A 17,831-nucleotide genomic window follows, 5' to 3' on the forward strand; every position below is an offset into this window, starting at 1 on the left:
ACCATGCATTTGCATGGTTTTTGTGTTTTTAATCGATATTATTACTTGTTTTTCTCTTTTTTTATTAAAAAATTATTAAATTGGTCGGAATAATCAAACATAACAATTTTATGAAAAAAATTACTTTATTGTTGTTTTTACTCCTAAGTTTATGGGATGTAAAAGCGCAAATGTCAGTAAATGAGGGGTTTGAATCTTCGACCACCCCTGCTGGTTGGACCTATGTTAGCTTTTCAAGAACAACAACAACACCATGTGTTGCAACAGCTTCTTTGAGAAGAAATTTTTGGTCTTCTGGGCCTGCTGGTTCCGTTACAACTCCAAATTATGCTGCGGCATCTAATGGGCAACAAATTAATGTTTCTTTTGATTGGAAATCAACGGAATATTCTTCTGGTTCAGGTGTAGGTGTTTCTGTTGATGTTCAATATTCAACAGATAATGGTGGTACTTGGAATACATTTGGAAATGTTACTACAACATCTGTAACTACATGTGCTACTTGGACGGGTTCAATTCCAGTTGGTACTGTACCAGCAGGATCTGATTTTCAATTAAGATTTAATGGGACACATACAGGAGGTGATTGCTATTTTTATATAGATAGTGTAATTATTTCTCAAATTGCTTTAACTCCGCCTAACTGTGCTTCAGCACTTTTACCTGCTGATGTTGCTACAGGAGTAGCAAGAAATCCTGTTTTAAGCTGGACGGCTGCTACTGGTGGACCAACATCTTATGATGTTTATTTTGGTACTTCAGCAACTCCACCTTTAGCGGGAAATACAGCAAATTTAACTTTTACACCAACGGCGCCATTGTTGGCAAATACTATTTATTATTGGCAAGTTGTTCCTAAAAATGCAAATGGTAGCGCTACAGGTTGTGCTATACAATCATTTACAACAGGTACAACTGTTAATTATTGTACACCAACAACTACTTACGGTTGTACAGATGGTGATGTAATTGCAAGAGTTGTTTTGAATACTTTAGATAATGATTCAGGTACTGGATGTCCAAGTGGAACTGCTGGATATTCTGATTATACTTCAGATGGAGCATTGACTACAACTTTGCAAGCAGGAAGTTCTTATGGATGTACTGTTTATGCTGGTCAATATACTGAAGGTTATGCTGCTTGGATTGATTATAATGATGATGGAGTCTTTGATAATGCAACAGAGAGAATTGGTTATTCAGCTGGTCAGGTTACAGGAAGTGGACAAGTGGGGGTTTTAGGTAGTTCTGCAACTTTTCCAATTGTTTTATCTTGTAATCCACCTTTAGGTCAACATCGTTTAAGAGTAAGAGCGATGTTTAATACTAATGGTTCGGCTGTTACTCCATGTGCAAATAATAGTTATGGGGAGGTTGAAGATTATTTGATTACTATTTCTGCAGCTGTGGCGTGTCCTCAACCAACAGGATTATCAGCAGCGAATCCAACAACAAATTCAGTTGAATTGAGCTGGAATGTTGGATGTGCTGAAACAGCTTGGGATTTACATGTTACAACTGCTGGAGGTGGTGCGCCTTCGGGAGCTCCTTCACATCCAAATGTTAATGATAATACTTCATTCTTAGTTAATACTGGTTTAGTAGCTGATACTGATTATGAGTTTTACGTTCGTGCTGTATGTGGTGGTGGAAATGGAAGTAGTCTTTGGTCTGGGCCTTTCACTTTTTCAACATTGCCAGTTGCACCTCAATGTGCAACAATAACTACACCAGCTAATGGAGCTACAAATGTTGCTTTAACAGGAGGTGGATCAACTTTTGCATGGACAGCACCAGCAACTGGTTCGACACCTGACAGTTATAATGTTTATTTAGGAACAACTTCAGGTGCCCTTACTCTTTTAGGAAATACAACAAACCTTACTGAGATTATTACAGGTTTAGACTATTCAACTACTTATTATTGGCAAGTAATATCAGTTAATGCAGGCGGTTCTGCTACTGGATGTGTTGAATTTAGTTTTACAACTCAAGCTGCGCCGCCGCCGCCAGCAAATGATGATTGTGCAGGTGCAACTGTTTTAACACCAGGTGCTGATTTTGCTGCTTATGATATTGTTGGTACTAATGAATCTGCTACAGACTCTGAAGTTGCTGACCCATCAATTCCAGATCCAGGATGTGCAAGTTATTCAGGAGGAGATGTTTGGTATAGTGCTGTAGTTCCTGCTTCAGGATCTATTACTTTTGAAGTTAATGAAATAATTGGTGGTTTGACAGATACAGGAGGGGCTGTTTACAGTGGACCTTGTTCGGCTTTAGTTCTAGAAGATTGTGATGATTTGACAAGTGCTTCAGGCGATCATCCTTTAATTTCATTAACAGGAAGAACACCAGGTGAAGTATTGTATTTTAGAGTTTGGGAATATGGCAATAATTCATTTGGAACATTCTCGGTTTCTGCATACGATGCTTCATTGAGTACAGCTACATTCAATTTAGAAGGATTTAAAGCATATCCAAATCCGGTAAAAGATGTATTGAATTTATCTTATACTAAAGAAATTTCTAAAGTTTCTGTTCACAATTTATTAGGACAAGAGGTTTTATCAAAATCTGTAAATGCTATGCAATCTCAAGTTGATTTATCAAGACTTGCAGTTGGAACTTATTTAGTAAAAGTTACAGTTGATGGTTTAGAAAATACAATTAAGATTGTAAAAGAATAATATTCAGAATATAAATGTTAAAAAAGTCATCCTTTGTGATGACTTTTTTTTGTTAAAAATGTAACTTTGCCAAAAAGTGCCAAATGAACTATTCGTTTATCATACCTGTTTATAATCGTCCAGAAGAGATAGATGAGCTTTTAGAAAGTTTGACTAGACAAAGCTATTCAAAACCATTTGAAGTGGTTATAATTGAAGACGGTTCAACAATTCCTTGCGAAAGTATTATTGAGAAGTATAAGAGCAAACTCAATATTACATATTATTTAAAGTACAATTCAGGGCCTGGTGATTCGAGAAATTTTGGAATGACTTATGCTAAAGGAGATTATTTTCTTGTTTTAGATTCAGATTGTATTATTCCAGAAAACTATCTTTTAGAAGTTGATAAGAGCCTTAATGAAGAGTTTGTAGATTGTTTTGGTGGTCCTGATAATATGTTACCAAGTTTTTCTGCTGTTCAAAAAGCTATTAATTTTACGATGACTTCTGTTTTAACAACTGGAGGAGTAAGAGGAGGAACAGAAAAATTAGAAAAATTTCAGCCGAGAAGTTTTAATATGGGGATTTCCAGAAAGGCATTTGAAGCTTCAAAAGGTTTTTCTAATATTCATCCGGGAGAAGATCCAGATTTAAGTATTCGTTTATGGAAACTTGGTTTTAAAACTAAATTGATATCAAAAGCATTTGTGTATCATAAAAGAAGAATTGATTGGGAGAAATTTTATATTCAGGTCAATAAGTTTGGAAAAGCAAGACCCATTTTGAATAATTGGTATCCCGAATATGCTAAACCAACATTTTATTTACCATCACTATTTGTAATATTTTTTATTATTGGTGTTCTTGCTTTAATTTTTGCATTCGACTGGATTCTTAAACTATATTTTGTTTATACAATTATAATATTTTTGTCTTCAAGCATTAAGAACAGAAATGTATATGTTGGATTTTTGTCAATAATTGCAATGTGGCGTCAGTTCTTTGGGTATGGATTAGGTTTTATTGAGTCATTTATTAAAATCAATATTTTAAAGAAAAAACCACAAGAAGCATTTCCGGAACTTTTCTTTAAAGTATAAATGACCAAGATAATAGGATTAACCGGCGGAATTGGAAGTGGTAAAACAACCATTGCAAGACTTTTTGAAGCCGAAGGAATCCCTGTATATATATCTGATGACGAAGCAAAAAAAATAATGCTACGTCCAATAACAGTTGAAAAAGTAAGACAAGAATTTGGAGATTTAGTAATCGATAATGGTCAAATTGACAGAAAAGCATTATCAGAAATTGTATTTAATAATCCTGAGCAGCTCAAAAAACTTAATTCGATTGTTCACCCATTAGTAAAAAAACATTTTGATGAATGGGTAAAGCAAAATTCTCATCATCCTTTTGTGGTAAAAGAGGCTGCAATATTATTTGAAAGTGGGAGTTATAAATATTGTGATAAAGTTATAACAGTTACTGCTTCGGAAGAAACTCGAATAGAAAGGGTAGTAAAGAGAGACCATGTAAAACCTGAAGAAGTTTTACAAAGAATAAAAAATCAAATCCCTGAAAAAGAAAGACTTGAGAGAAGTAATTTTATTATTTATAATGAATATAAGACCCTTGCAAAAGAGCAATTTTTACAAATTCTTAAAATTTTAAAGAATATACATTAAACAGGCTCTCTGTTAATATTTGGTTAATGTTTTTAAGATACAAATGTTAAAATGTTAAATTTGTAGCAATGAATAAGACCTTGTTTCGTTTTGTGGTTGTTTTAATGACAATTGCCCTTTTGGGTATCATTGCTGTACAAGGATATTTAATAAACGCATCTTTTAAAAATAAAGAGGAACAATTTAAGTATCAAGTAAAACAAGTTGTAGCAAATGTTGCAAAAAGTGTTGAAGAACAAGAGACATATACTTTTTTAAGTAGATTTAATCAGTTAAAAGATAGTATTGGTAAGACGCCACAAAGAAGTGAGTTGATGAAGTTTTTTTATGTTGAAAAAAATGAATTAACAAACGAAACAATAATTTATTCAAGCAGTATAATTCCAGAAGATTATTCGGTATCTGCTTCGTTCTTTGATAAAAATAATGATTCGACAAGAATTAAAAATTATGTAGCAAAGCGCGTTACAGAAGTTTATAATCAAAATATTGTAAATTCAGATGTAAGTAGTAATGTTATTCCTTCTGAGAAAATAACAAAAACAGGTGTTGTAGATGTTTTGGACAAGGCAACATTTCAAATTAATTTTAAGGATATTGCTGCAACGAGATCTATTACCCAAAGAGTATCACCAGAGCAGCTTAAAAATTTTTTTGAAAAGGAATTGCGAGAGTATGGTATAAAGACTCCTTTTGAATTCGGAATTTACAGTAATGGTTTAGCTACCAAAGTAAAATCTGAAAATTTCAAATACGATAAAAAGACCACTTTTGATACGCCAATTTTTACAGATAATGATGGTGTTAGTAAATATCAGTTACTAGTTTCGTTTCCTAAGAAGAAATCATTTTTAATTTCTGACTTAATTGGAATTGCAACATTAGCTTTCTTGTTTACAGCAATCATCATAGTAGCTTATTACACAGCTTTAAATCAGTTAAATAAACAACGTCATATTTCTGAAATTAAGACAGATTTTATTAACAATATGACACATGAGTTTAAAACTCCAATTGCAACTATAAATTTGGCTCTTGATGCTATAAAAAACCCTAAAATCATTGATGATAAAGAAAAAGTGTTTCGTTATCTTCAAATGATTAAAGACGAAAATAAACGTATGCATGCTCAAGTTGAGAACGTTTTACGAATTTCTAAACTAGAAAGAAGAGAGCTTGACATAAAGAAAGAATCGTGTAACATGCACGATATAATCGAAGAAGCTGTAGAGCACGTGAGTTTGATAATAGAGGATAGAGAAGGAACAATCAACGTCGATTTAAAAGCAGTAAAAACAACAGTTCTATTAAATGATGTTCACTTTACAAATGTATTGGTAAACATTTTAGAGAACGCAATAAAGTATTCTCCAGAAAAACCAGTAATTAATGTAACATCAGAAAACATTAAAAACTTTATTGTTATTAAAGTTAAGGATCAAGGTCAGGGAATAAGTAAAGCAGCACAAAAGAAAATATTTGATAAGTTTTATCGCGAGCATACAGGTGATATTCACAATGTAAAAGGACACGGACTCGGATTAGCTTATGTGAAAAGAATAGTAGACGACCATCATGGCGAAGTAATGGTCGAGAGTGAAAAAGGAAAAGGAAGTACATTTATAATCAAACTACCATTAATTTATTAAATTATGGATACAAGCAAAAAAATATTACTAGTAGAAGATGATCCAAACTTTGGAGCGATTCTTCGTGACTATTTGTCTATGAATGATTTCGAAGTTGTTCTTGCCAAAAATGGTATGGAAGGTTTCGAAAAATTTAAAAAAGATAACTACGATTTGTGTATTCTTGATGTAATGATGCCTTATAAAGACGGATTTACATTGGCAAAAGAAATTAGAGAAAAGAACAAAGAGGTGCCTCTTATCTTTTTAACGGCAAAAACAATGAAAGAAGATGTTTTAAAAGGATACAAAGTTGGAGCCGATGACTATTTAAACAAACCATTTGATTCAGAAGTTTTATTGATGAAGATTAAAGCAATCATTCAAAGAAAAGCATCTGAAATTAAAGCTGATGTTGCAAAATTTGAATTTGAAATTGGTAAGTTCCAATTGAATTCAAAACTTCGTTTCTTGACATTCCCTGGTGATGAACCAATAAAATTGTCTCCAAAAGAAAACGAATTGCTTAAAATGTTAGCATTACATGAAAATGATTTGATGCCAAGAGAATTAGCACTTACCAAAATTTGGAGAGATGATAATTATTTCACTTCAAGAAGTATGGACGTGTATATTGCAAAACTTCGTAAATACCTTAAATCTGATGAGAATGTTGAAATTTTAAACATTCATGGAGAAGGCTTTAGATTGGTTGTGAAAAAATAACAAAGCTCAATAGTAAAAAATCCCAGTAATTGCTGGGATTTTTTATTTATTCTAACAACATTGCAAAACAAACTTTCTCATCTTTACTAACGGTAAAGTGTGATTGACTTTCATTACTATTAATTGAGATTTTGTCATTCCAATTCAATTCACGAAGAAAATTCATTTCAAAGACTTTTATTTGGCTTTTAAGAATCGTTTTGGGAGGAATTGTGTCTAAACACCACTCAAGGTATTTTGTATTGTTAGCGTGGTTTACAATATCTAAATCAGACAAAAGAACCTTTCTTTCACAAACAAAATTTACATCTTCACTAATGTTAATTCTAGAAAAAGATTTTGAAGTCGCTTTCCATTCGGGGAATTTTTCAAAATGTACGTGAGGTAAAGCTAAAGGTTCAGATTTACGAAGTTGTGTGTTAAAAACTGCCCAGTACGTTGTTGCTCCAGCAATTTTAACATCATTCAAATACATTTCTATATTACGAATCGATTTATTTCCTTCAAGACTTTCGATCCATGTTTTTACAACTACTTTATCTAACCATTTTGGTAATGAATCAATCTCAACTCTAATTCTGCTTAAAACCCATGCCTGATGATGTTCTTGCATGTCATTAAAACTTAGTCCGCCTAGTATCGAATGTTCAGCTGCTGTGAGTTGAAGCAAATTAGACAAATCAACATACTTCAAGTATCCGTTAGGAGCACATTGTGTAAAATTTATTTCCCATTCATGAGAATAAATAGAGGTGAAGTTTTCTGAAATAGGCATTTGAATATTATGAATTATGAATTGTTGTTTCTATTATATTTATTATTTGCGATATATCGTTTTGATAATCAAACCACTTTGTGTTCTCAGTTCTTTTAAACCATGTCATTTGTCGTTTAGCAAAGCGGCGAGTATTGGTTTTTATTTGTTCGATAGCTTCGTCAAGAGAAATTTTTTCGTCAAAATAATCGAATAATTCGCGATAACCAACAGTTTGTAAAGCGTTTAGTTGTTTGTTAGGATATAGAGCTTTGGCTTCTTCTAAAAGTCCTTCTGCCATCATTATATCGACACGCTTGTTAATACGATCATATATAACTTCTCTGTCAGCTTCTAAACCAATAATGATAGGAGTGAAGTCACGCTGATTTTTTCTTTTACCAATAAAACTAGAATATGGTTTTCCTGTTCCTAAACAAACTTCTACAAAACGTTTCATACGCTGTGGGTTTTGTAAAGTCTGCGGATTTTCAGTTTCTATTTTTGAATAATATTCAGGATCAAGTTTCTTTAAGTTTTCTTGTAGAAATTCGATACCCAATTCGTCGTACTTTGTATTGATTTCTTCTCTAATTTTTAAATCGATTTCAGGGAAATCATCAAAGCCTTTTAGTATAGCATCTACATATAATCCTGAACCACCAACCATTATTTGGATATTATTTTTCTGAAATAATTCATCCAATTTTTGCAAGGCTTCTGCTTCAAAATCACCTACCGAATAATTTTCAAAAATCGATTTGTTTTGAATAAATTGATGTGGTGCCGAAGCTAATTCACGCAAGTTAGGAACAGCAGTTCCTATTGACATTTCTTTAAAAAACTGACGACTGTCACAAGAAAGAATTTCACAACCAAAATGTTGTGCCAACTTTATGCTTAAAGCTGTTTTACCAATGGCGGTTGGGCCTATTATTGTGATTAAAAAGTTAGTCATTACTTAATTTTTGGCCACAAAGGTGGCAAAATTTTGATTCTTCATTGTACACAATTGAAGTACAAGAAGGACAAATTCTTTTTTTAGAATTATTGATTTGATTTTTCTTAGCTGAAGCAAATTCGGCAGTTACAATACCTGTTGGCACGGCTATAATTCCATAACCCATAATCATGATACACGATGCTATTATTTGACCTAAAGTTGTAACGGGTGCAATATCTCCATAACCAACGGTAGTTAAGGTTACGATACACCAATAAATACTTACAGGAATACTTGTAAAACCGCTTTCTTTTCCTTCCACAACATACATTATTGCTCCTAATAAAATAGATACTATGAGAACAAAGTAGACGAATACTATAATTTTTGTTCTGCTTGCTTTTATAGCGAGTTTAAGTTGAGATTCTTGTCCCGTAAAATGTACCAAATTTAGTATTCCAAATAGCCTTAAAAGTCGCAAAGCCCTTATAACAGATAACATTCGAGAACCTGGAATGATAAAAGATAGATACATGGGAAGTATTGAAATAAAATCTACAATACCATAGAAACTGAAAATATAGTTTAAAGGTTTTTTGTTACTTATAATTCTTAAAAAATATTCAATTGTAAAAAAAATAGTAATTATCCATTCAGAAATAATAATAAAGCTATGGTACTTTGCATCTAACTGTTCAACTGATTCTAACATCACTAGCAGAACACTTAATAAGATAACGCCTAGTAATATTAGATCAAAAAGTCTTCCAGCAAATGTATTAGAACCATAAATGATAATATAGATTTGTTGTTTGAGGATGTCATATTTACTTTTGAGCTCTCTCATTTTATAAAATAAAGTTGTTAAAACTTTATGATTTTGTGTACTCTACGTTTGTTAATGTAATTCTGAATGATATTACGTGTATCTCTATTGCTTTGCATAGGGATAATGATGTTTTTTAGAATTTCGATATTGTTTATCTGATGATTTAGATCATAAAAACAATAACCTTTGTAAATCCCATTTTCTAATAAAACAGCACTTCGTTCGTTTGTACTCCTTCCTTTATCAACAATTACCATATTCTGATTATTGAATTGGTGATTAGTAATGAAGTTTTCTACACGAATGTTGTATTCTTCAGGACTTTCTTTTCCTACACAAGCACCGTTGCATTGTTTTAAATCATATTGAAAACATCCTTTTTTAGTTTCATATAATCCATTAACCTTTTGACATAATTGATGTTTTTCGGTAATTTTAAACAAAGCATTTTTGCCTTCTTGAGATGTTGAAAAAGAAGTGATTTCTTTTTTTCTACCATCTGCTTTTAAAACTTTTAGTGCCAAGTAACCTTTGTCATCTTTTTCAGCATACAAAGCCCAAGGGAATATTGTTTTTCGTTGTGAGCGATTATAAATGGGCTTATTAACTTTAATTTCTTCGCTTTCTTTTAATAAAGCGACAAGCTCACTTCCCGTTTCTTCAAATGTAACTGCGTAAGCATCTCGTTGTATTTTTTTGCTCTTGTTTGATGTACCAGTAAAGTGTTGGTTAACTCGTTTTTTTATGTTTTTGCTTTTGCCAATGTAAATCAAGTCACCTTTTTCATTGTGAATGTAATAAATACCAGTTTTGGCTGGTAATGATTCTACAATGTCTAATAATTTAGGAGACATTCCCGATTTAATCTCGGTTTTAATAAAACTCTTAACTATTTCTTTTTCTAAGTCTTTAGCCAAAAGCATTTTGAAAAGCTTTACTGTGGCTGTTGCATCACCACTGGCTCTGTGTCTGTCGGCAACTGGGATTCCTAAGTTTCTGACTAATTTTCCTAAGCTGTATGAAGGCTGATCTGGAATGAGTTTTTTTGAAAGTTCAACTGTACAAAGTGTTGGTTTTTGAAAAGTATATCCAAGTCGTTTAAATTCTGTTCGTATTACACGATAATCAAATGATGCATTATGTGCAACGATTATACAACCTTCAGTTATTTCTATGATTCGTTTGGCAACTTCAAAAAATTTAGGAGCAGAACGTAGCATAGCATTGTTTATTCCAGTTAGCTTTACTACAAATGGCTGAATAGGTATTTCTGGATTAACTAAACTGATAAATTGGTCTACAATTTCTTGACCATCAAATTTATAGATGGCTATCTCAGTAATTCCTTCTTCATTGTACTGTCCTCCAGTAGTTTCTATATCAAGTATTGCGTACATTTTTACTATAAACTATAAGCTCGGGCTTAGTGTTTTTATTAAAAGTTAGCTAAAAGTGTAAAGTGTCTTTTACGTTAGCGACCACCAAATATACTACTTCCAACTCTAATCATCGTACTCCCACACTCAATTGCTAATTTATAATCGCTACTCATTCCCATAGAAAGTGTATTTAGTTGGCAATTGTGAGTATTTAGTTGTGAATATTTATCGAATAATGATTTAAGATGTGTAAATTCTTTCCTAATTTGGTCTTTATTTTCTGTAAAACTAGCCATTCCCATTAAGCCCGTTATTTTAACATTCGTTAAAGAGTCGTCATTTTGAACAAATTGAAAAATCTCATCAAGTTCTACTTCATTTAAACCAAATTTTGTTTCTTCTTCTGCGATATAAACTTGTAACAAAACATTAATGTGTTTACGCCATTTTATTGCTAAACGATTAATTTCTTTAAGCAACTTTAAACTATCCACACCATGAATTAGTTTAACATAAGGAACCATATATTTAACCTTATTGCTTTGTACATGTCCAATCATATGCCATTCAATATCCTTAGGCATTTGCTGCCATTTTTCGGTCATTTCCTGGATTTTGTTTTCACCAAAAATACGTTGGCCAACATTATAAGCTTCCATCAAATCACTAACAGGTTTGGTTTTGGAAACTGCCACCAATGTTACTTGTTCAGGAAGTGTAGATTTTATGTTATTAAGGTTTTCTTGAATTGACATTTTAATAAGTCTTTAGTTTTAAAAATTTCTTTTCAAAATAATGATAAGAAATGTATGAAATTGATATTGTAAAGATAAAAACGGCAAAGTTAAATATTACAATCGAATATGTTTCTGAAACCAATTTATTAATGTTAGTCTTAAAAAAAATAAAACCAACAAGTTGGAATACAATAACATGATACATGTAAATACCATATGAAATTTCTCCAAGTTTAATTAAAATTTTATTCTCTAATAGTTTTACAGGTTTTAATGATAAAAAGTAAATACTCATTGGAAAACTTATCATACATATAAAGTTATATATACTTCTGTCGAAAGAATTCTTGAAAAAATCTGTAAAGAAAATTGAAATAGATAAAATATAAAAGATGTAACCAATAAGAGGGTTTGTTTTTGATGTATCAATTTTAATTGAATAATAGGCTATTATTCCACTAAATGAAAAATAAAAGAAATACATTCCGTATTTGATTAAAACTTCACTTAATGTGCCAAAATGAAAGAGAATAAAATAAAAAATAGTGAAAATTACTAGAAACAGTAAACTGCTTTTAGCTTTTAGGCGATAAATTACAGGAGCTATAAAAATATAAAATTGTTCTTCGATTCCTATTGACCATAAAATCTCAATAATCCCTCCAGGTGCATATGTTGCTAAAATGTTCGGAAAAAAAGTAAATCCTAATAGCAATGCTATGCTTAAGTTGTATTCAGTTCCATGTGTAAAACCAAATCTTGGCGCAATAAGATGATAAAAAAGAAGTCCAATTATAAGAACTAGATAGTATAGAGGTAAGATCCTTAAAATTCTTCTCAGATAGAATTTTTTCAAATTGATTTCATCTTTTTCTTTTTCAATAAAAAGGTTTCTTATAATCAAAAATCCACTCAAGCAAAAAAAAGCAAAAACGGCTTCAGTTCCTCTATGAAAAATAGGTAAGTCATTGTAATGAGGAAAACCCCTATTCATACAATATTCGGGAATGTGAAAAAGAACAACTAATGAAGCTAAAAAGAATCGAATTGCAGTTAGATTTGGTAAGTTCTTCATTTGTGAAAATTACAATTCATAAACTAAAAGTCCACTTCTAAACTTAGGTTCTATATAAGTACTTTTAGGAGGCATGATAAGATTATTGTCTGCTAAAAGTTTTATTTCATTGATGTCTGATGGATAAAGCATGAAGCCAACTTCAAATTCGCCTTCATCTATCATTTCTTTCATGTGTAGAATGGCTTGTTTGCCTGGTATGTAATCAATACGTTCATCATTACGCAAGTCTTCTAAACCTAAAATAGGGTGAAGCACATTATCGTATAAAATTTGGGCATCGAGATTCTCTAAAATACCTTTTATTTTTTCTTTGTGTTTGTATTCAAGTGCATAAAAACGTCCGTCAAGATACATTCCAAACTCATATTTATGTTTAGGTTGCCATAACTCTCGCTTTTTATCTTTTATGACAAAATTTTCAGCAATTTGTTTTATGAAATCATCTTTACTGTGGCCGTTTAAGTCACGAACTACACGATTGAATTCGTATATTTTTACATTACTTTCAGCAATTAAAAAGCTCATAAAGTAATTCAAATTAGTATTGCCAGTTGATTTGTTTTGTTCATACAACATTTCTGCAGATGCAGAACGATGATGACCATCTGCAATGTATAAATTAGGGATACTTTCGAAATGTTCGACTAATAAATTAATTTCGGTTTGAGTATCAATTTTCCAAAGCGTGTGTTTTTCTTTTGTAGTAGTTGAAAACTCGTAAATGGGTTTATTGCTTTTGTGTAAGGTAATAAATGTATTAATTTCAGTACTATCAGGATAGGTGATTAAAACTGGTTCAGTATTAAAACCTGTTTGGTGCAAGTAATCTTTAAATAACTCAACTCGATATTGCAGTGTATCTTCGTGTTTTTTGATAATATTGTTTTGGTAATCTTCTATTGAAGTTCCTGCTATAATTCCAGTAAAAGTATTGGTTTTGGTTTGTATTTCGTACAAGTAAAATATTGGCTTATCTTCTTGGATTAGAATATTCTCCCTTTTGAAATCATTGTATTTATGGGTAACTCCTTTAAAACGTTTATCGATTGTAATTTTTTGCGAATTCGTAAAGGTGTAAGCCGGATTAATTACATGCAAAAATGAATAAGGATTAAAATTAAGCCAAGCCGCTAATTCGGTTGGGGTATAATCATCGTACATTCTACAAGTAACTAACGCTACCTTGTCGGGCGCAGGACGAACTGCTTTAAAAGGAATTATTTTTGCCATTTATTAGTTTACAGTTTCAGTCACAGCAGACGTTTTTGGAAACTGTGACTGAAAACTGTGACTTTATTATTTACTAAATTGAGAAGAAACTTTCTCAGCTTTTTTGCTTTCTGAATAGTCATAGAAACCTTCTCCAGATTTTACTCCTAATTTTCCAGCCATAACCATGTTTACCAATAGTGGGCAAGGAGCATATTTAGGATTTTTGAATCCGTCGTACATTACGTTTAAGATTGATAAACATACATCAAGACCAATAAAATCAGCTAACTGTAATGGCCCCATTGGATGAGCCATTCCTAATTTCATTACGGTATCAATTTCATAAACACCACCAACACCATTGTATAACGTTTCGATAGCTTCATTAATCATTGGCATTAAAATGCGATTAGCAACGAAACCAGGGTAATCATTAACTTCAGTAGGGATTTTTCCTAACTTAACAGATAAATCCATAATGATTTTAGTTACTTCATCAGATGTGTTATAACCACGAATGATTTCTACTAATTTCATAATTGGTACCGGATTCATAAAGTGCATACCAATTACTCTTTCTGGATGAACTACTTGGGCTGCAATTTGAGTAATAGAAATAGATGACGTGTTTGTCGCTAATATAACATTGTGATCACAAACTTCACTTAACTGTTTAAATATGTTTAGTTTTAAACCAACATTCTCAGTGGCTGCTTCAACCACTAAATCACAACCTACTACACCATCTTTAATATCTGTGTACGTAATTATGTTGCCAATTGTTTTGTGTTTGTCATCTTCAGTGATGGTTCCTTTCGCAACCATTCTGTCAAGATTAGTGGCAATAGTTGCCATTCCTTTTTCCAGAGATTTTTCTGAAATATCGATAAGTTTTACAGTAAAACCACTTTGCGCAAATGTGTGGGCAATTCCGTTACCCATTGTTCCAGCTCCTATTACAGCGATGTTTTTCATTGTTTTATTTAGTATTGAGTGTGTTTTTTGTTATTTATTCATCGAGTCAATAATCTGATATGCAACTCGTAAAGCTTCAGTAGCTTGCTCTAGAGTTACAACAGGTATTGTGTCATTATTTATTGCATCTGCAAACGATTCTAATTCATCTAAAATAGCGTTGTTAGGCTCTATTGATGGATTATCATAATAAATTTGCTTTTTAACACCTTCTGCATTTTGTAAAATCATGTCAAAATCACCGGGAACTTCGGGTGCATCTTTCATTTTTACAACCTCACATATTTTATCTAAGAAATCTACAGAAATGTATGCATCACGCTGAAAAAATCTAGACTTACGCATATTTTTCATAGAAATACGGCTCGAAGTAATGTTGGCAACGCAACCATTTTCGAATTCTATTCTAGCATTTGCAATATCAGGAGAGTCACTAATTACAGATACTCCGCTAGCGTTTACTTCCTTTACTTTCGAATTTACAACACTTAAAATAGCATCAATATCATGAATCATTAAATCTAAAACTACAGGAACATCAGTCCCTCTCGGATTAAATTCTGCCAAGCGATGTGTTTCAATAAACATAGGATTTTCGATTTTTCCTTTTACTGCTTTAAAAGCAGGGTTAAATCTTTCCACATGACCTACTTGACCCTTAACATTGTATTCTTTGGCCAAAGCAATAATTTCTTCGGCTTCTTCTACTGTAGTTGATATTGGTTTTTCGATAAAAACGTGTTTACCTGATTTTATGGCAACTTTGGCACATTTATAATGAGAAAGGGTAGGAGTAACAATATCTATTACATCAACAGCATGAATTAATTTAGCTATGGTGTCGAAGTGTGTGTAACCAAATTCGGCTGCTATTTTTTTTGCATATTCTTGGTTTTCATCATAAAAACCAACTAATTCATATTTTTCAGATTGATTGAGTAATCGTAAATGTATTTTTCCAAGATGACCAGCACCTAAAACGCCTATTTTTAGCATAAAGACTATTTTTAACAAAAGTAAATTAAAAATAATAAATCTCAACTTTTAAACACTATTTAAAGAAGTTTTTTTTAGAATTCCTAATTTGATTTTTGCGAATATAAAGTCTAATTTTGTTGAATAAATTAAATGTTAGAGTGAGAGATTTGGCCAAACATCAAGGACTTAGAAATCAGTTAGTAAGCATTCTGGAAAAAAAAGGGATTAAAGATAAAAATGTATTGGAAGCTATTAGAAAGATACCAAGACATTTGTTTTTAAACTCAAGTTTTGAAGATTTTGCGTATCAGGACAAACCATTTCCAATTGGTGCAGGACAAACTATATCTCAACCTTATACAGTTGCTTTTCAAACGGAATTACTACAAGTCAAAAAGGACGATAAAGTTTTAGAAATTGGTACAGGATCTGGTTATCAAACAGCTGTTTTGTTCATGATGGGGGCAAAGGTCTTCTCTATCGAAAGACAAAATGAACTTTTCAAAAAAACATCTTTATTACTACCAAAACTTGGAGTACGTGCTAAACAGTTAATTTTTGGAGATGGATATAAAGGATTGCCAGGTCATGCTCCTTTTGATAGTATAATTGTTACAGCTGGTGCACCATTTATACCGCAACCGTTAATGGCTCAACTTAAAATAGGAGGGCGATTAGTAATTCCTGTTGGTGAAGATGTTCAGGTTATGACTTTACTTATTAGAAAAACGGAGACACAATTTGAAAAACATGAACTTGGAGACTTTAGATTTGTTCCTTTATTAGAAGATAAAAATTAATTAAAAAATATATTAAATATAAATGATTTTTATCATTATTCTGTAGTTTTTATGAATTTACCTTTGATGTATAATTTTAAAAAACAACAAAAATGAAAAAAGTTATTTTAGGGTTAGTTGCTCTATTTGCCTTTCAAGCAGGTTATTCTCAAAGTTCGAAATCAACTGATTTTTTAAGATGGAAAATGCGATTAAGGGTTGTAGGTGTAGTTCCTGATGAAAAATCAGATGTTACAACAATAGGTGGAAAAGTAGACGTTTCAAATGAAATTATTCCGGAATTAGATTTTACTTATTTTTTTACAAAAAATATTGCTACTGAGCTGATTTTAGGTACATCTAAGCATGAAGTAAAAACTATAGGTTCAGATATTTCTGCTGTTGGTGGTCCAACAAATTACAATGTTGATTTAGGTACTGTTAGATTATTACCTCCTACACTTACTGTTCAATATCATTTTAATCAAGAGAAGGATAATGTTTTTAAACCTTATTTAGGGGCAGGTGTAAATTATACTATTTTTTATGACATAAAAGCAGGAAATATAGTTAAAGATATAGAATATAAAAATTCATTGGGATATGCATTTCAAGCAGGGTTTGATTTAATGGTAACTGACAAGTTTTTTATAAATGCTGATATTAAAAAAATGTTTTTAAAGACAGATGTAACTGTAGATGCTTCAAATTTAGCTCCTAATTTAAGTATTCCTGCTAAAGTAGATTTAAATCCATTAGTTTTAGGAATGGGTGTAGGGATGAAATTTTAAATAAAAATTACTGCTATAAATAAAAAAAGGCCTTAGGCCTTTTTTTATTTATATGATTTCTTGATTCTGTCTAAGTCTCGTTTGTTATCTCTGTCTTTTATAGTTTCACGTTTATCGTAGTTTTTCTTACCTCTGCAAAGTGCTATATCAAGTTTAGCCAATCCTTTTTCATTGGTAAATAAACGTAAAGGGATAATAGTTAATCCTTTGTTTTGAACATCTTTTAATAAGCCTTTCAACTCTTTCTTGTTCAATAAAAGTTTACGCTCACTTTTTGCTTTGTGATTATAATGATTTCCGTAAAGATATTCTTCAATGTTTGAATTGATTACAAATAATTCGTTGCCACTAAATTCACAAAAACTTTCTGCTATTGAAGCTTTTCCTAAGCGTATTGATTTTATTTCGGTACCTGTTAATACAATACCAGCAGTGTAACGATCAATAATCTCGTAATCGAATTTTGCTCTTTTGTTGAGTATGTTAACTATTTTCTGCATTTGGGGTCAAATTTACTATGAAATTTGGGTTTTTTGACGAATTGTCATTTGTTTTTTTAAACATGAACTTTTGACAAAATTAAAATTATATCTTTTTTCTTACAATTTATTTATAAAATGTTGTAGATTAGGTTTTTGAATTTATTTGTTAACAAACCAAAA

At 31.5% G+C, this 17,831-nt stretch carries 17 protein-coding genes; 7 read left to right on the plus strand and 10 right to left on the minus strand.

The features are described from left to right. Window positions 1-110 precede the first annotated feature (110 nt). From LJY17_RS01365 to LJY17_RS01385, 5 genes are all read left to right on the plus strand, one after another. A complete protein-coding gene (locus LJY17_RS01365) occupies window positions 111-2,690 on the plus strand; it encodes a GEVED domain-containing protein (RefSeq protein WP_264542079.1) in 2,580 nt (859 codons plus the stop codon). Window positions 2,691-2,773: 83 nt separating this feature from the next. After that, complete coding sequence (locus tag LJY17_RS01370; protein WP_264542080.1) at window positions 2,774-3,772, plus strand: glycosyltransferase; 999 nt, start codon at window positions 2,774-2,776, stop codon at window positions 3,770-3,772. After that, window positions 3,773-4,360: a dephospho-CoA kinase gene (coaE, locus tag LJY17_RS01375; protein ID WP_264542081.1), complete on the plus strand. Its 588-nt coding sequence runs from the start codon at window positions 3,773-3,775 to the stop codon at window positions 4,358-4,360. Window positions 4,361-4,428: 68 nt separating this feature from the next. Then, window positions 4,429-6,009 (plus strand): sensor histidine kinase, encoded by a 1,581-nt coding sequence (locus tag LJY17_RS01380; protein ID WP_264542082.1) that lies wholly within the window; start codon window positions 4,429-4,431, stop codon window positions 6,007-6,009. A gap of 3 nt (window positions 6,010-6,012) precedes the next feature. Beyond that, window positions 6,013-6,714 (plus strand): response regulator transcription factor, encoded by a 702-nt coding sequence (locus tag LJY17_RS01385; RefSeq protein WP_264542083.1) that lies wholly within the window; start codon window positions 6,013-6,015, stop codon window positions 6,712-6,714. Window positions 6,715-6,760: 46 nt separating this feature from the next. On the opposite strand, the gene LJY17_RS01390 is transcribed toward LJY17_RS01385, so the two are convergent. From LJY17_RS01390 to LJY17_RS01430, 9 genes are all read right to left on the minus strand, one after another. Beyond that, complete coding sequence (locus LJY17_RS01390; RefSeq protein ID WP_264542084.1) at window positions 6,761-7,489, minus strand: acyl-[acyl-carrier-protein] thioesterase; 729 nt, start codon at window positions 7,487-7,489, stop codon at window positions 6,761-6,763. A gap of 7 nt (window positions 7,490-7,496) precedes the next feature. Next, complete coding sequence (miaA, locus tag LJY17_RS01395) at window positions 7,497-8,426, minus strand: tRNA (adenosine(37)-N6)-dimethylallyltransferase MiaA (protein ID WP_264542085.1); 930 nt, start codon at window positions 8,424-8,426, stop codon at window positions 7,497-7,499. Further along, window positions 8,419-9,258, minus strand: a complete 840-nt coding sequence (locus tag LJY17_RS01400; protein WP_264542086.1) for an ion transporter — start codon at window positions 9,256-9,258, stop codon at window positions 8,419-8,421. Before LJY17_RS01400 ends, miaA begins: the two co-directional genes overlap by 8 nt. Window positions 9,259-9,275: 17 nt before the next feature. Then, window positions 9,276-10,637, minus strand: coding sequence for an exonuclease domain-containing protein (locus LJY17_RS01405; protein WP_264542087.1), 1,362 nt, complete (start codon window positions 10,635-10,637; stop codon window positions 9,276-9,278). Window positions 10,638-10,711: 74 nt separating this feature from the next. Continuing rightward, window positions 10,712-11,374 (minus strand): YggS family pyridoxal phosphate-dependent enzyme, encoded by a 663-nt coding sequence (locus LJY17_RS01410; protein ID WP_264542088.1) that lies wholly within the window; start codon window positions 11,372-11,374, stop codon window positions 10,712-10,714. Between the two features lies 1 nt (window position 11,375). Beyond that, entirely contained in the window at window positions 11,376-12,431 is a 1,056-nt protein-coding gene (locus LJY17_RS01415) for an acyltransferase family protein (RefSeq protein WP_264542089.1), read from the minus strand. A 9-nt stretch (window positions 12,432-12,440) separates the two neighbouring features. Continuing rightward, a complete protein-coding gene (locus tag LJY17_RS01420; RefSeq protein WP_264542090.1) occupies window positions 12,441-13,664 on the minus strand; it encodes a DUF1015 domain-containing protein in 1,224 nt (407 codons plus the stop codon). 66 nt (window positions 13,665-13,730) lie between these two features. Further along, window positions 13,731-14,621 (minus strand): 3-hydroxyacyl-CoA dehydrogenase family protein, encoded by an 891-nt coding sequence (locus tag LJY17_RS01425; protein WP_264542091.1) that lies wholly within the window; start codon window positions 14,619-14,621, stop codon window positions 13,731-13,733. A gap of 30 nt (window positions 14,622-14,651) precedes the next feature. Then, a complete protein-coding gene (locus LJY17_RS01430; RefSeq protein WP_264542092.1) occupies window positions 14,652-15,617 on the minus strand; it encodes a Gfo/Idh/MocA family protein in 966 nt (321 codons plus the stop codon). Between the two features lie 140 nt (window positions 15,618-15,757). On the opposite strand from LJY17_RS01430, the gene LJY17_RS01435 reads away from it, so the two are divergent. Next, window positions 15,758-16,399: a protein-L-isoaspartate(D-aspartate) O-methyltransferase gene (locus tag LJY17_RS01435; RefSeq protein ID WP_264544868.1), complete on the plus strand. Its 642-nt coding sequence runs from the start codon at window positions 15,758-15,760 to the stop codon at window positions 16,397-16,399. 92 nt (window positions 16,400-16,491) lie between these two features. After that, window positions 16,492-17,169 (plus strand): OmpW/AlkL family protein, encoded by a 678-nt coding sequence (locus LJY17_RS01440; protein WP_264542093.1) that lies wholly within the window; start codon window positions 16,492-16,494, stop codon window positions 17,167-17,169. 44 nt (window positions 17,170-17,213) lie between these two features. On the opposite strand, the gene smpB is transcribed toward LJY17_RS01440, so the two are convergent. After that, the gene (smpB, locus tag LJY17_RS01445) at window positions 17,214-17,669 is read right to left on the minus strand and encodes an SsrA-binding protein SmpB (RefSeq protein WP_264542094.1); all 456 of its coding nucleotides are present in this window, start codon (window positions 17,667-17,669) and stop codon (window positions 17,214-17,216) included. Window positions 17,670-17,831: the final 162 nt, after the last annotated feature.

The sequence above is a fragment of the Flavobacterium hankyongi genome, assembly GCF_036840915.1.
GTDB classification, from domain to species: domain Bacteria; phylum Bacteroidota; class Bacteroidia; order Flavobacteriales; family Flavobacteriaceae; genus Flavobacterium; species Flavobacterium hankyongi.

Bases quoted from the DNA above. Each gene is read 5' to 3' on its own strand.
- LJY17_RS01390 (WP_264542084.1), bottom strand. From the start codon at position 7,489: ATGCCTATTTCAGAAAACTTCACCTCTATTTATTCTCATGAATGGGAA.
- LJY17_RS01380 (WP_264542082.1), top strand. From the start codon at position 4,429: ATGAATAAGACCTTGTTTCGTTTTGTGGTTGTTTTAATGACAATTGCC.
- LJY17_RS01370 (WP_264542080.1), top strand. From the start codon at position 2,774: ATGAACTATTCGTTTATCATACCTGTTTATAATCGTCCAGAAGAGATA.
- LJY17_RS01430 (WP_264542092.1), bottom strand. From the start codon at position 15,617: ATGCTAAAAATAGGCGTTTTAGGTGCTGGTCATCTTGGAAAAATACAT.
- LJY17_RS01425 (WP_264542091.1), bottom strand. From the start codon at position 14,621: ATGAAAAACATCGCTGTAATAGGAGCTGGAACAATGGGTAACGGAATT.
- LJY17_RS01440 (WP_264542093.1), top strand. From the start codon at position 16,492: ATGAAAAAAGTTATTTTAGGGTTAGTTGCTCTATTTGCCTTTCAAGCA.
- LJY17_RS01410 (WP_264542088.1), bottom strand. From the start codon at position 11,374: ATGTCAATTCAAGAAAACCTTAATAACATAAAATCTACACTTCCTGAA.
- LJY17_RS01405 (WP_264542087.1), bottom strand. From the start codon at position 10,637: ATGTACGCAATACTTGATATAGAAACTACTGGAGGACAGTACAATGAA.
- LJY17_RS01365 (WP_264542079.1), top strand. From the start codon at position 111: ATGAAAAAAATTACTTTATTGTTGTTTTTACTCCTAAGTTTATGGGAT.
- smpB (WP_264542094.1), bottom strand. From the start codon at position 17,669: ATGCAGAAAATAGTTAACATACTCAACAAAAGAGCAAAATTCGATTAC.
- LJY17_RS01420 (WP_264542090.1), bottom strand. From the start codon at position 13,664: ATGGCAAAAATAATTCCTTTTAAAGCAGTTCGTCCTGCGCCCGACAAG.
- LJY17_RS01385 (WP_264542083.1), top strand. From the start codon at position 6,013: ATGGATACAAGCAAAAAAATATTACTAGTAGAAGATGATCCAAACTTT.
- miaA (WP_264542085.1), bottom strand. From the start codon at position 8,426: ATGACTAACTTTTTAATCACAATAATAGGCCCAACCGCCATTGGTAAA.
- LJY17_RS01415 (WP_264542089.1), bottom strand. From the start codon at position 12,431: ATGAAGAACTTACCAAATCTAACTGCAATTCGATTCTTTTTAGCTTCA.
- coaE (WP_264542081.1), top strand. From the start codon at position 3,773: ATGACCAAGATAATAGGATTAACCGGCGGAATTGGAAGTGGTAAAACA.
- LJY17_RS01400 (WP_264542086.1), bottom strand. From the start codon at position 9,258: ATGAGAGAGCTCAAAAGTAAATATGACATCCTCAAACAACAAATCTAT.